Consider the following 12,046-nt stretch of genomic DNA (forward strand, 5'->3'; position numbering starts at 1 on the left):
AGCGATCAATCAGACCGGATCGGACTTTTCTTCCTCGAAGGTCACCGCGACATCAGAATTCGCCGACAGCCAGACCTTCTTGCCGTCGACTTCGGCAATCAGGCTCAGGGGAATGTAGTGGTGATGGCCCTTGTGGGCGCCCTCGCCGCTATCGGCCTTGGTCAGCTTGATGCGCTGGCCATCGACCTTGTCGACAGTGCCGACATGCACGCCATCGGCGCCGACGACTTCCATATGCTCACGAATTTTGCTGGTGTCGGTCATGGTGGTTCTCCATTGGGACTGCCGACAATAACAAATGACGGGCCGATTGGATGCATCGGCTTTCGCACCGCACGACGTTTTGATTCCGTCGTGCTAGGGGATTGAAACGATCACGGGGGTGAAGACCGATGCGAATGCTCTTTCTGTTTGCCGTTGGCCTGCTTGCACAGCTTGCGACCTCGATCGCGGCTCATGCCGGCGATGTCGCTGAACTTGAGATCCTCGGCTTCACCAAGGACGGCAGCGTCTTCGCTTTCGAGGAATATGGCGTGCAGGATGGATCGGGCTTTCCCTATGCCAACCGCTACTACATCGACACCAGCACCGACAGCTTTCTGAAGGGCACGCCGATCCGGGTCCGGCTTGAGGACGAGAATGCCAAACTGGATGCGGTGCGCCTTCAGGCCCGGCAAAAAGGCGAATCCATTGTCAGCCAGGCCGAGTTGGACGCCAACCGCGGCATCACCGCGGGTTTCAACCCGGTGACCGAGCTTTCGGCGGATCCGCACCGGATGGCGGTCAATCCGCGCCCGATCTTCACTCCGGTCGACCCACCGCTCGAGTTCCGGCTCGACGAGTTCGGCATGAACAACGCCGATGGCTGCGAGAGCCAGGGCGAAATCAACGGCTTCCGGCTGCTGCGCATCGAGGCGCAGGATGGCGGCACGACCAAGCTGCTGCACGAGGACAAGGCGATACCGAAAAGCCGGGGTTGCCCGAACGGCTATCGCATCGGCGCCGTGCAGACCTTTTCCATGGACAGCCTCAGCGCCTATGCCGTGCTGATCGCGGTGCGCCAATACGGCTTTGAAGGCCCGGACTTTCGCTGGATCGCGGTGACCGGCCGCCTGTGACACCCCCTGCTCAACCCGCCGCGCGCGATCGTGCGCTGAACCGCCTTCGCCGCGCGATACCGACGCCGCGCACAGCGCTTATCGGCGCCTTGTTGTGGGCCGTGACAATGGGCGCCAGCGCGCTCCTCACCTTGTCTTTGGGCGACTGGGAGACGCCGGCGAAAATCCTCATTGTCACCATGCTGTTTGCGGCGGGAGCTGCGCTGGCCTTCCCCATCGGCCTGTTTGCGGCGCGGCTGGTCTCGCAGGGAAGACGCTGGGAAGTCGCTTTCGCCGCCGCCTTCGTGTGCCTAGCAGCGGCGACGATCGGCCTGACCGGCGGGCTGTTTGCCCTGCAGTACCGCTCCTACTACGCCGAGTGGCATGCGCCTGCTTTCACCCGCACCTGGGTCTTCCAGTTCGTCTTCACGACGTTGATTGCGCTCTATCAATTCGTGGTGCTGGGCATCCGGCTCTATTTTCCAGTTGGTTTCATCGCTCTGTTTGCCGCGGGCGTCTGGTTTGCGCGCCAGCGGCGTTGAGCATTTTGCTCGCCTCTGTTAGGACGCGGGCAAACTTCTCGATATGTCAGGACTGACCGATGATCCCTCGCTATTCCCGGCCGGAAATGGTCGCCATCTGGTCGCCAGAAACCCGGTTCCGCATCTGGTTCGAGATCGAAGCCTATGCCTGCGATGCGCTGGCCGAACTCGGCGTCATCCCCAGGGAAGCGGCAAAAACCATCTGGGAAAAGGGCAGTGCCGCAAAATTCGACGTCGAGGCGATCGACGAGATCGAGCGCGTCACCAAGCATGACGTCATCGCCTTCCTGACCCATCTCGCCGAATTCGTCGGGCCGGATGCCCGGTTCATCCACCAGGGCATGACCTCATCGGACGTTCTCGACACCTGCTTCGCCGTACAGCTGACCCGCGCCAGCGACATCCTGCTCGCCGATATCGATGGTCTGCTTGCAGCGCTCAAGCGCCGCGCCTTCGAGCACAAGAACACCGTCACCATTGGCCGCAGCCACGGCATCCATGCCGAGCCGACGACCTTCGGCGTCAAGCTGGCGCAAGCCTATGCCGAGTTCTCGCGCTGCCGCGAGCGGTTGGTGCACGCGCGAGAGGATATCGCCACCTGTGCGATCTCCGGGGCTGTGGGCACCTTCGCCAACATCGACCCCTATGTCGAGGAACATGTGGCGGCGAAGCTCGGCCTGAAGCCCGAGCCGGTGTCGACGCAGGTGATCCCGCGCGACCGCCACGCGATGTTCTTTGCCACGCTCGGCGTCATCGCCTCGTCGGTCGAGCGGCTGTCGATCGAGATAAGGCATTTGCAGCGCACCGAAGTGCTCGAAGCGGAAGAGTATTTTTCGCCGGGCCAAAAGGGCTCCTCGGCCATGCCGCACAAGCGCAACCCGGTGCTGACCGAAAACCTCACCGGCCTTGCCCGCATGGTTCGCTCCATGGCGATGCCGGCGATGGAGAATGTGGCGCTCTGGCACGAGCGCGACATTTCCCACTCCTCGGTCGAGCGCATGATCGGCCCTGACGCCACCGTGACGCTCGATTTCGCACTGTCACGGCTGACCGGCGTCATCGACAAGCTGCTCGTCTATCCCGACAACATGCTGAAGAACATGAACAAGTTCCGCGGCCTCGTGCATTCGCAGCGTGTCATGCTGGCGCTGACGCAGGCTGGGTTGTCTCGCGAAGACTCCTACCGTCTGGTCCAGCGCAACGCCATGAGGGTGTGGGAGCAAGGCGCTGATTTTCTTGAAGAATTACTGGCCGACAAGGAAGTGACCGCTGCCCTGCCCGAGGCCGAAATCCGCGAGAAATTCGACCTGGGCTATCACACCAAGCATGTCGACACGATCTTCAAGCGGGTGTTTGGCAAAGCCTGAGGCAAAGCGCTATACCGTCGCTGGCGTCAAGCTGAGCACCCCTCATCCGACCTCGCTTCGCGAGGCCACCTTCTTCCACAAGGGGAAAAGGAAAGGCTGCGGCAACCTTGCCGCCAAGCATCAGCGATCGAGATTTGCAGAGCCGCGAGCGGCAGGCTTCACCTTCTCCCCTGTGGGAGAAGGTGGATCGGCGCGCAACGCCGCGACGGTTGAGGGGTGCTCCAGCTTGGCGCAGCCCTCAAATCAAGCCTTGCCAGGCACAGTCCTGATCACCGTGCCCCATGGATCTTCGCGGGTCACCGGGCTGGTCACATTGTCCGAACGCATCTCGACCCAGGCCAGACCCGACCGGCTGGGATCGCGGCGGCCGGCGCCCGAACTCTGCCAGGCGTTGGCGCCGATGTGGTGGTGATAGCCGCCTGACGACAGGAACACCGCCTGGCCGCCATATTTGGCCACCGTGTCGAAGCCGAATTCCTGGTTCCACCAGGCTTCGGCGTCTTCCGGCCTGCCGACGCGAAGGTGGACATGGCCGACGACGCTGTTTTCCGGCGCGCCCTGCCAGCCGGCGTCACCCGCAGGCACTTCGGCAACGACGGACGGAATGTTCATCCGCTCGGTCGCCATCGCCACCTTGTCGCCATTCCACTTCCAGTCCTGCGGACGGCGGTCGGCATAGATCTCGATGCCGTTGCCTTCGGGATCGGTCAGGTACAGTGCTTCGCTGACCAGATGGTCGGAAGCGCCCTCGATGGCGATCTTGTTTGATATGGCGTGGTTGATCCAGCGGCCGAGATCGGCACGGCTGGGCAGCAGGAAGGCCGTATGGAACAGGCCTGCGCTGCGAGGATCATCCGGCTTGGCCGAAGGATCGGCCTCGATGACCAGCAACGGACGGTTGGCGGCGCCCAGCGTGATCGCCCCATCGGCGCGGCTCAGTTCCTGCAGACCGACGATGCTGCGATAATATGCGGCAAGGCTTTCCGCGTCGCGCGCCTTCAGCCCGACGCGGGCAACGCTGACCGGGGTGGTGGCGGCAAAAGGCAACTCGCTCATCAAATGCTCCGTTCGACCTGCGATGAAGCTCCCAAAGCGAGAAACCCCACTCCGCCGATCATTGTACGTCGTGTCAGTTCCAAAGTCAGGGTTCCCGCGCACGGCTGTTTCTTTTCCTGACCACAGATCGTCCATCCGCATCGTTCACACAAGACGCGAAGAAGCGAACATGGTGTTCACTATTGTGATCAAACGTGGCGTTTCTGCCGGTTGCACGAAGCGATGCCGCTCGCTATCTCAGCGCCATGAAGGTCAGAGACGCAGATATTCTCATCGTGCCGGGCTACACCAATTCCGGCCCCGACCATTGGCAGAGCCGCTGGCAGTCGAAGCTGTCGACGGCGCGCCGCGTCGAACAGGCGGAGTGGTCGAAGCCGGTGCGCGAGGACTGGACGGCGAGCGTCGCCAAGGCGGTCAACGAGGCCGAGCGGCCGGTCGTCCTGGTCGCGCACTCACTTGGCGTCGCCGCGGCGGTGCAAGCCATTCCGCAATTCCGCAAGCCGGTCGCCGGGGCCTTCTTCGTGGCGCCGCCCGATGTCGCTAACCCCGAGATCAGGCCCAGGCACCTGATGACCTTCGGCCCCTACCCGCGTGAGCCGCTGCCCTTTCCCTCGATCGTGATTGCCAGCCGCAACGATCCGTTCTGCGCCTTCGATGTCGCCGAGGACATTGCCGGCGCCTGGGGCTCGCTGTTCATCGACGCCGGCGAGACCGGGCATCTCAGCGAGGATTCAGGATTCGGCCCTTGGCCCGAAGGCTCCATGACCTTCGCCAAGTTCCTGACGGACCTGTAATATATACGGTCAAAGCCTGAACACGAAGCTGCTCGGCAGGCCATCCGGCTTGCGTGAACAATAATTTAATGCAGATCGCGATAATCTCTCCAGCAACGGCGAACTCTGTTCGCCGAACGATTATATTCGCGCGTACTAAATAGCAATTATTCAAAGAAAGCCCATACTTGGCCAAGGATGCTTCACTCGAATTGTTAAGAGGTGTCGCCGCGCTCGTAGTTCTGAATGGGCATTGTTTGGGTGCTTTTGCGCCATTGATGGAAGGCGAGGGAGACTTGGCCGGGCAATCGCTCAAAACAAGCCTGGCTTTCGTCGCGTTCAATGGCGGCTCCGCCGTCTACCTGTTTTTCGTCCTGTCTTCCTACGTGCTCGTGAAGCGTTATTTTCAGACCAGCAAGGCACAAGATCTGCGGTTGGGTGCGATCAAGCGCCTGCCACGCCTGGCCGGCCCGGTACTCGTTACGACGCTGGCATCCTGCATCATCTTCAAGCTCGACCTGTATTTCATCAAGGATGCGGCCGCTGTCACCCAATCCGACTGGCTGAGAAGTTTCGGCAATGCTTCAAAGGTGCTATCGCCGGAGACTGCGAGTTTCGCCGACGCGTTTCTGCAAGGGGCGTGGCGGACGTTCATCTACGGCGACAACTATTATGACAGCAGTCTGTGGACCATGACGGTCGAGTTCTGGGGGAGCATGCTGACCTTCGCCCTCGCCCCGATCGTCTTTTTCCTTCAAGGCCGCTGGACGTTATCGTTCTGGGTCTGCATAGCAGCAGTCGTGTTCCTGGCGCTGCAAGTCAGTTACTTTCTTTGTGCCTTTCCGGCCAGCCTCTTGCTCTATCCGCTTCTCGCCATGGATTTTCGCCCGAATCGGTGGGTGAGAGGCGCCATGGTGATGGTTTCCCTGGCGCTGCTGGGTTATGCGGGGAGTGCCGTGGGCATATATCGCCCGTTCGCCGTGCTTGACGTGGCTTCCGATGTGGGCCTGCGGCAAGCCTGCGTGGCCATCCCGGCAAGCGTCATGTTGGTCTACGCGGTGCTGAGTGTGGATGAGCCTCTATCATGGCTCTCGGGTAAGGTGGCACGTTTTCTGGGCGACCTGTCCTTCCCACTCTACCTCGTGCATGTACCCGTTATCTGCTCATTGGGGTCATGGGTTTTGTTGACAAGCGGTTCCACCGCACTCGGCGCCGCCGCCGCCATACTGGGTTCGATCCTCGCGGCGTTGCCGCTCATGACCTTCAACAACTGGTGGGTCCAGATGGTCGGCGCCCTGTTCAACAGGTTCAGGCGCGGCGGACCTATCGCCGCGGCGCCTGCGGCGTCGAGCGCCTAACCGCCCGGCGCTGTGACGGCAGTGCGTCCGGTTCGGGTTCAGGATCCGATCGAATCCTTGATGCCCTTGAGCAGGGTCTTTGCGCCCAGTGAAATCAGCGCATGCTCCGAGCCCATGGCCAGCAGGCGATAGCCCATCGACACGACCCGGCCGGCAATTGCCGGCTCGACAACGTAGATCGCCGCATGTTTGCCGGCCTTGCGGGTGCGCTCGGCCACCGACGCCACCGTCTCCATCATGCTTTCCAGCGTCGAATTGACCGTGGCGCCATTGCTCCAGGCGATCGAGAAATCCGACGGGCCCAGGAAGATGCCGTCGATGCCGGGCGTGTCGAGGATGCCATCGAGCGCATCGAGGGCTGCACGCGTCTCGACCATGGCGAAGGCCATGGTGCGCTGGTTGGTGTCGCGCAGCCAGTCGGCCTGGTCGCCTTGGCCGTGGCGGGGAAAAGCGTAGGTCGGGCCCCAGGAGCGCTCGCCGACCGGCGGGTATTTCATGGCGGCGGCGAACAGTTTTGCGTCGGCAACCGAGTTCACCATCGGCGCGATGACCGCCTCGGCGCCGAAATCGAGCGCGCGGCTTGCCATGTCGAAACGGCCAACGGGAATTCGCACCAGCGCCGGCTTGCCGGTAGCGAGCACCGGCACCAGGCCACGCAGCACGCTGTCTTCGTGATGGCCGCCATGCTGCATGTCGAGCGTGACGGCATCGAAACCCTGCTTGGCGACGATCTCGACCGTCAAGGCATCCGGCACACCGGACCATGCGGTGAACAACGTTTCATCGGCCGCGAGGCGGGACTTCAGGGACATGAACTCTTTCCTTGTTAGCGACCGCAGTTTCAGCCGGAAACCGCGGCAAAGGCAAAGAAAAACCGCCCGGATAGGCCGGGCGGTCGATTGGTCCAGCGTATGGCCGCGGGATCAGCGCATGGCCCGGATCAGGTGTTCTTGATCTGCTCGATCGCCTGCGCCATCAGTTCGTCCATGGTGCGGCGGATCTGGTGGTCCGACTGCTCGACGCCGGCCGCGTCGAAATCCCCGCGGATCTTGCGGAACACGTCGTGGTCGCCGGCCTCCTCGATGTCGGAGATAACCACTTCCTTGGCATAGGCGTCGGCATCGGCGCCGGACTTTCCGAGCTTTTCGGCGGCCCACAGGCCGAGCGCCTTGTTGCGGCGCGCCGAGGCCTTGAACCGAAGCTCCTCGTCGAATGCGAATTTACGCTCAAAGCCCTCTTCACGGTCTTTCATGCTGCTCATGGCGTCCCTCCGGGTCAAATTCGATTCGTTGGCGGTGAATATGTGCGTTGTCAAAGCACAAACCAAAAGGTCGCGGGCCGGTCAATATGCTTCATCGCATGCTGCGCTGCGGCATTTCAGTCCCGAAAGCGGTTGATTGGAAGGATTTGCCGATTGAGCAAACGATGTGATTGGGATAGACCCGGCATTGAACCCTACCGTAGCCGCACTATTTCAGGCAGACGGACAGGAAATGGTCTGATACCGCCTGTCCGGAACCCCAGAGAAAAATCAGATGAAAAATCGCCGCCGCATTTATGAAGGCAAGGCCAAGATACTCTATGAGGGACCCGAACCGGGCACGCTTATCCAGTTCTTCAAGGATGATGCAACCGCGTTCAACAAGAAGAAGCACGAGGTCATCGACGGCAAGGGCGTCCTCAACAACCGCATTTCCGAGTATATTTTCAACCACTTGAACCGCATGGGCATTCCGACCCATTTCATCCGCCGTCTGAACATGCGCGAGCAGCTGATCAAGGAAGTCGAGATCATTCCGCTCGAAGTGGTGGTGCGCAATGTCGCCGCCGGCTCGCTGTCCAAGCGGCTCGGCATCGAGGAAGGCACCGTTCTGCCGCGCTCGATCATCGAATTCTATTACAAGGCCGACGCGCTCGACGACCCGATGGTGTCGGAAGAGCACATCACCGCGTTCGGCTGGGCGAGCCCGCAGGAAATCGACGACGTGATGGCGCTGGCCATCCGCGTCAACGACTTCCTCTCCGGCCTGTTCATGGGCGTCGGCATCCAACTCGTCGACTTCAAGATCGAATGCGGCCGCCTGTTCGAAGGCGACATGATGCGCATCGTCGTCGCCGACGAGATCTCGCCGGACTCCTGCCGCCTGTGGGACGTGGCGACGCAGGACAAGCTCGACAAGGACCGTTTCCGCCGCGACATGGGCGGCCTCGTCGAGGCCTACCAGGAAGTTGCCCGCCGCCTCGGCATCATGAACGAGAACGAGCCGCCGCGCCCGACCGGCCCGGTGCTCGTCGCCTCGACCGACGGCCTCAAAGGCAAGCCGCACTGATCGCGGTTTGCGACCCGATAATCAGAACAGGAGCATGTCCAGCGTGATCAAGGCCCGCATTACCGTCACCCTCAAGAACGGCGTGCTCGACCCGCAGGGCAAGGCGATCGAACACGCATTGTCGGGCCTGGGCTTCGGCGGCGTCGGCACGGTGCGGCAGGGCAAGGTGTTCGATGTCGAGCTGGCGGAAAGCGACAAGGCCAAGGCCGAAGCCGACCTCAAGGCCATGTGCGACAAGCTGCTGGCGAATACGGTGATCGAGAATTATAGTGTGACGCTTACCTAAGGCTGTGCCGGAGGCACGGATGCCTGAAGTCACGAATGAACTGATGTACGAGCTTCTCGAGATTGTAGCGATCAGGCTTGCAGGCGTTGAGCACGCAAACGGACGTCAACAATATCTACGCGATAGCAGGCCGTATCGATCAACATCTTGAACGGATTGAGCAGCGCCTCGAGTTGCGCGAACTCGCCGAAGCACAAAGGCCTTACGAACCGAAATGAAATCAGCCGTCGTCCTCCTGCCTGGCCTCAATCGCGACCGCGACATGATCGCGGCGCTGACCAAGATTTCGGGAACACCGCCGGTCACCGTCTGGCAAACCGACACCGAAATCCCCGATGTCGATCTGATCGCCATTCCGGGCGGTTTTTCCTTCGGCGACTATCTGCGCTGTGGCGCGATCGCCGCGCGCATGCCGGTCATGCGGGCAGTGGCCGAAAAAGCGGCCGCGGGCGTGACGGTCATCGGCGTCTGCAACGGTTTCCAGATCCTGGTCGAGGCCGGCTTGTTGCCGGGCGCCTTGATGCGCAACACCTCGCTGAAATTCGTCTGCCGGCAGGTGAAGCTCGAGATCACCAATGCCAACACCATGTTCACCCGCCGCTATCAGCCGGGCCAGATCATCCGCTCGCCGGTCGCGCATCATGACGGCAATTATTTCGCCGACGCCGACACGCTTGCCCGTCTCGAAGGCGAAGGCCAGGTGGTGTTCCGCTATGCCGAGGGCACCAACCCCAACGGCTCGATCAACGACATTGCCGGCATCGTCAACAGCCAAGGCAATGTGCTCGGGCTGATGCCGCATCCGGAAAACCTGATCGAAGCAGCCCATGGCGGTACCGACGGCCGCGGACTGTTCGAGAGCGCCCTCGGCATCGCTGCCTGACGATATCGAAGCGAACAGCTTGAAAACAGCCGGACATTCCTGTCTCTTTGGAGCAAGTCTGGTTCATTGGGGAGAGAGACGGTCATGAAACTCTATTCGCGGCCGTTGTCGCCCTACTCGTCGATCGTGCGGGCATTGGCCTACATCAAGGACGTACCACTCAAGATCATCGCGCCGCCGCCCGGTTTTCCCATCCCGGAAGAGTTTCGCGCCATCTCGCCGATGAACCGGATTCCGGTGCTGATCACCGGCTCGGGCGAGACGATTGTCGAATCGGTGGTCATCGCCGAATATCTCGAGGAACGGTTTCCGGAACCGGCGCTGCTGCCGCCCGATTCCAAGGACCGTGCGCTGGTGCGCATGTTCGCCCGCATCACCGATCTCGATGTGCTGACCCCGTTGATGAAGCTTTTCGAGCTTCATTCCGTGCCGAAGCGCAACAATGCCGAGATCGACGCTCAGTTCGCCCGCCTGCATCATGGACTGGCGGCAATCGAGGCCCGTATGGCGCAAGGGCCCTTCGCACTCGGCGACGACATCAGCTTCGCCGATGCCTGGCTGACGCCGACGCGGTTCATCTTCAACAATTTCCGCGCCATGACAGGACGCCACGACCTGCTCGACGCCTATCCCAAATTCGACGCCTACCAGCAGATCGCGTCGCAACACCCGGCATTGTCGCGTGTGTGGGGCGAGATGACCGACGGCTTGAAAATCTTCCTGTCCGAGCTTGAGATGGGTGCCGCTTGATCAAGTCGAGGACGATCGCGCTGGTCGCCGCGGCGGGCTTTGTGCTGGCATCCTGCCAGTCGACGCCAAAGAGCACGCCTGTTCCCTCGGGCAAAAGTGCTGCGCTGCTGGCCATGGAACAAGTGGCGATCGCCGCCCACAAATGCTGGATCGCCAGCAAGGACCCGGCCTTCAAACCGTACCAGATGGCCAATGAGCTGAATTCGTTCAGCGGCACGCCGCGTTTCCTGCTGGTTCCGGCCAAGCACTATGGCGGCAAACCTTTGCTGGTCGTGCAGGCGCAAGGCAATTCTAGCCGTGTCGACGTCTTCGGACCGCTGATGAACGATCCGCTCGGCGCCCGCATCGGCTCCGACATTGCGCGCTGGCAGGCCGGCAATCCGGCCTGCGCCGCGACGGCCTAGCCCATGGGCCGGTTCCTGCAGATTGTGGGGCTGGTCATCGGTCTGGCCGGGCTCATCCTGCAGTTCTGCATCAGCATTCCTGCATCGATGGAAGCAGGCCGCAGCCTGCTTGGCTCCGTCATTTTCGTCTTCAGCTTCTTCACCATCCTGACCAACATCGGCGCGGTGCTGGTGTACACGTCGCTGCTGTCACCCACCTTCTATGCCTGGCTGCCGGCCTTTGCAGGGGCGCGGATGCGCACCGGCGTTGCGGTTTCGATCGCACTGGTCTTCATCATCTACGCAACGGTTCTGGCACGACTCTGGCAGCCGCAGGGACTGTTCCTGCTCTGCGATGTTCTCCTGCACTACGTCACGCCGGTGCTGTTCGTGCTGTGGTGGCTGATATCGGGCGCCGACGGCCGGACACGCTGGAGCGACATTTCGTGGTGGGTGATCTATCCCATCGCTTATCTGGTCTATGCGCTGGTGCGGGCGCCGCTTGCCGGCGAGGTGCCCTACCCTTTCCTGAACATCGCCAAGAACGGCGCGACCAGCGTCGTCATCTCAGCTGCAGCCATCACCGGACTTTTCCTCGTGCTGTGCGTGGTCGCCGTCCTTGCGGACCATGCCGTTGCACGCACCAGGGCGTCGAGGGTCCGTTAGAACTGTACGGACCTTCTGTCCGGATTTCCCGGGACCATCATCTTTCCCAAACCGGTTCCCACTTTTGGGATCACGGTCAGTCCCAGAACGGCCTGATGCCCTCGCGGTGGGCGTCGCAGCGCGTGACGCCGATATCCTTGAGCTGGTCGTCGGTCATCTCCAGCAGAGCCAACCGGCTGCGGCGGCGATCCAGCAGGTTGTCGATCCATCTTGCCAGCGACCTCAGCACGCGCACAAGGCGGCTGACAAAGCCGCGCTGAGCCGACGGGCGTGTCGATTGGGCCGATAATGCAGCGCTCGAATGACGTATTGTCGCAATTGTATTCATTTTCTTTCTGCCAAAGTCCTAAATTGTACCCTTTTGGCACGCGATTGATATGTATTGACTCATCTATCGGTGCAATATAGAAAATTGTCACCATGACAAATTGGCTTCCAGATCTCACTGCCGGCTCCGGCCCGCTGTATCAGCGGCTGGCGGATTCCATCGAGACGGACATCGATCGGGGCGTGATCGATGCCGGCGCAAAGTTGCCGCCGCAGCGCGACCTCGCC

17 protein-coding genes are annotated in these 12,046 nt (G+C 61.4%); 12 read left to right on the forward strand and 5 right to left on the reverse strand.

The features are described 5' to 3' along the window. Positions 1 to 9: 9 nt before the first annotated feature. On the reverse strand, positions 10 to 264 hold the full coding sequence (locus tag EN949_RS12105; protein ID WP_013532118.1) for a DUF2171 domain-containing protein: 255 nt from the start codon (positions 262 to 264) through the stop codon (positions 10 to 12). A 128-nt stretch (positions 265 to 392) separates the two neighbouring features. On the opposite strand from EN949_RS12105, the gene EN949_RS12110 reads away from it, so the two are divergent. The 3 genes from EN949_RS12110 (at position 393) to purB (ending at position 3,006) form a co-directional block, all read left to right on the forward strand. Then, positions 393 to 1,118, forward strand: a complete 726-nt coding sequence (locus EN949_RS12110) for a DUF2259 domain-containing protein (RefSeq protein ID WP_127366371.1) — start codon at positions 393 to 395, stop codon at positions 1,116 to 1,118. Between the two features lie 107 nt (positions 1,119 to 1,225). Next, the gene (locus tag EN949_RS12115; RefSeq protein WP_127366372.1) at positions 1,226 to 1,639 is read left to right on the forward strand and encodes a hypothetical protein; all 414 of its coding nucleotides are present in this window, start codon (positions 1,226 to 1,228) and stop codon (positions 1,637 to 1,639) included. 59 nt (positions 1,640 to 1,698) lie between these two features. Then, positions 1,699 to 3,006 (forward strand): adenylosuccinate lyase, encoded by a 1,308-nt coding sequence (gene purB, locus EN949_RS12120; protein WP_127367026.1) that lies wholly within the window; start codon positions 1,699 to 1,701, stop codon positions 3,004 to 3,006. Positions 3,007 to 3,249: 243 nt separating this feature from the next. On the opposite strand, the gene EN949_RS12125 is transcribed toward purB, so the two are convergent. Next, positions 3,250 to 4,062, reverse strand: coding sequence for a VOC family protein (locus EN949_RS12125; RefSeq protein ID WP_013532122.1), 813 nt, complete (start codon positions 4,060 to 4,062; stop codon positions 3,250 to 3,252). A 245-nt stretch (positions 4,063 to 4,307) separates the two neighbouring features. On the opposite strand from EN949_RS12125, the gene EN949_RS12130 reads away from it, so the two are divergent. Together EN949_RS12130 and EN949_RS12135 are read left to right on the forward strand one after the other, a co-directional pair. After that, complete coding sequence (locus tag EN949_RS12130; protein ID WP_013532123.1) at positions 4,308 to 4,856, forward strand: alpha/beta hydrolase; 549 nt, start codon at positions 4,308 to 4,310, stop codon at positions 4,854 to 4,856. A gap of 167 nt (positions 4,857 to 5,023) precedes the next feature. Next, on the forward strand, positions 5,024 to 6,193 hold the full coding sequence (locus EN949_RS12135) for an acyltransferase (RefSeq protein ID WP_013532124.1): 1,170 nt from the start codon (positions 5,024 to 5,026) through the stop codon (positions 6,191 to 6,193). Between the two features lie 38 nt (positions 6,194 to 6,231). On the opposite strand, the gene EN949_RS12140 is transcribed toward EN949_RS12135, so the two are convergent. Further along, positions 6,232 to 7,005: an HpcH/HpaI aldolase/citrate lyase family protein gene (locus EN949_RS12140; protein WP_013532125.1), complete on the reverse strand. Its 774-nt coding sequence runs from the start codon at positions 7,003 to 7,005 to the stop codon at positions 6,232 to 6,234. 128 nt (positions 7,006 to 7,133) lie between these two features. After that, positions 7,134 to 7,454, reverse strand: a complete 321-nt coding sequence (locus tag EN949_RS12145) for a DUF1476 domain-containing protein (protein WP_013532126.1) — start codon at positions 7,452 to 7,454, stop codon at positions 7,134 to 7,136. A gap of 274 nt (positions 7,455 to 7,728) precedes the next feature. Here EN949_RS12145 and purC point away from each other — a divergent pair, with 274 nt between their 5' ends. From purC to EN949_RS12180, 6 genes are all read left to right on the forward strand, one after another. Then, on the forward strand, positions 7,729 to 8,523 hold the full coding sequence (purC, locus tag EN949_RS12150) for a phosphoribosylaminoimidazolesuccinocarboxamide synthase (RefSeq protein WP_013532127.1): 795 nt from the start codon (positions 7,729 to 7,731) through the stop codon (positions 8,521 to 8,523). A gap of 43 nt (positions 8,524 to 8,566) precedes the next feature. After that, positions 8,567 to 8,809 carry a phosphoribosylformylglycinamidine synthase subunit PurS gene (gene purS, locus EN949_RS12155; RefSeq protein ID WP_013532128.1) on the forward strand — a complete coding sequence of 81 codons (243 nt, stop codon included), beginning with the start codon at positions 8,567 to 8,569 and terminating at the stop codon, positions 8,807 to 8,809. Positions 8,810 to 9,023: 214 nt separating this feature from the next. After that, on the forward strand, positions 9,024 to 9,692 hold the full coding sequence (gene purQ, locus EN949_RS12165) for a phosphoribosylformylglycinamidine synthase subunit PurQ (protein ID WP_024504558.1): 669 nt from the start codon (positions 9,024 to 9,026) through the stop codon (positions 9,690 to 9,692). Positions 9,693 to 9,776: 84 nt separating this feature from the next. After that, positions 9,777 to 10,442 (forward strand): glutathione S-transferase family protein, encoded by a 666-nt coding sequence (locus EN949_RS12170; RefSeq protein ID WP_013532130.1) that lies wholly within the window; start codon positions 9,777 to 9,779, stop codon positions 10,440 to 10,442. Then, entirely contained in the window at positions 10,439 to 10,846 is a 408-nt protein-coding gene (locus EN949_RS12175; RefSeq protein WP_064995398.1) for a hypothetical protein, read from the forward strand. Before EN949_RS12170 ends, EN949_RS12175 begins: the two co-directional genes overlap by 4 nt. 3 nt (positions 10,847 to 10,849) lie before the next feature. Then, positions 10,850 to 11,491: a Pr6Pr family membrane protein gene (locus EN949_RS12180; protein WP_013532132.1), complete on the forward strand. Its 642-nt coding sequence runs from the start codon at positions 10,850 to 10,852 to the stop codon at positions 11,489 to 11,491. Positions 11,492 to 11,567: 76 nt separating this feature from the next. Here the strand turns inward: EN949_RS12180 and EN949_RS12185 are convergent, their stop codons facing one another. Further along, positions 11,568 to 11,819, reverse strand: coding sequence for a DUF1127 domain-containing protein (locus EN949_RS12185; protein ID WP_013532133.1), 252 nt, complete (start codon positions 11,817 to 11,819; stop codon positions 11,568 to 11,570). 92 nt (positions 11,820 to 11,911) lie between these two features. On the opposite strand from EN949_RS12185, the gene EN949_RS12190 reads away from it, so the two are divergent. After that, positions 11,912 to 12,046, forward strand: a 135-nt coding sequence (locus EN949_RS12190; protein ID WP_127371697.1) for a GntR family transcriptional regulator, incomplete at its 3' end; no start/stop codon positions are given.

The sequence above is a fragment of the Mesorhizobium sp. M7A.F.Ca.US.007.01.2.1 genome (genome assembly GCF_003998165.1).
Lineage (GTDB): Bacteria > Pseudomonadota > Alphaproteobacteria > Rhizobiales > Rhizobiaceae > Mesorhizobium > Mesorhizobium ciceri.

Excerpts from the sequence above, each read along its gene's own strand:
- EN949_RS12105 (WP_013532118.1), bottom strand. The coding sequence starts at position 264 with ATGACCGACACCAGCAAAATTCGTGAGCATATGGAAGTCGTCGGCGCC.
- EN949_RS12110 (WP_127366371.1), top strand. The coding sequence starts at position 393 with ATGCGAATGCTCTTTCTGTTTGCCGTTGGCCTGCTTGCACAGCTTGCG.
- EN949_RS12115 (WP_127366372.1), top strand. The coding sequence starts at position 1,226 with ATGGGCGCCAGCGCGCTCCTCACCTTGTCTTTGGGCGACTGGGAGACG.
- purB (WP_127367026.1), top strand. The coding sequence starts at position 1,699 with ATGATCCCTCGCTATTCCCGGCCGGAAATGGTCGCCATCTGGTCGCCA.
- EN949_RS12125 (WP_013532122.1), bottom strand. The coding sequence starts at position 4,062 with ATGAGCGAGTTGCCTTTTGCCGCCACCACCCCGGTCAGCGTTGCCCGC.
- EN949_RS12130 (WP_013532123.1), top strand. The coding sequence starts at position 4,308 with ATGAAGGTCAGAGACGCAGATATTCTCATCGTGCCGGGCTACACCAAT.
- EN949_RS12140 (WP_013532125.1), bottom strand. The coding sequence starts at position 7,005 with ATGTCCCTGAAGTCCCGCCTCGCGGCCGATGAAACGTTGTTCACCGCA.
- EN949_RS12145 (WP_013532126.1), bottom strand. The coding sequence starts at position 7,454 with ATGAGCAGCATGAAAGACCGTGAAGAGGGCTTTGAGCGTAAATTCGCA.
- purC (WP_013532127.1), top strand. The coding sequence starts at position 7,729 with ATGAAAAATCGCCGCCGCATTTATGAAGGCAAGGCCAAGATACTCTAT.
- purQ (WP_024504558.1), top strand. The coding sequence starts at position 9,024 with ATGAAATCAGCCGTCGTCCTCCTGCCTGGCCTCAATCGCGACCGCGAC.
- EN949_RS12170 (WP_013532130.1), top strand. The coding sequence starts at position 9,777 with ATGAAACTCTATTCGCGGCCGTTGTCGCCCTACTCGTCGATCGTGCGG.
- EN949_RS12180 (WP_013532132.1), top strand. The coding sequence starts at position 10,850 with ATGGGCCGGTTCCTGCAGATTGTGGGGCTGGTCATCGGTCTGGCCGGG.
- EN949_RS12185 (WP_013532133.1), bottom strand. The coding sequence starts at position 11,819 with ATGAATACAATTGCGACAATACGTCATTCGAGCGCTGCATTATCGGCC.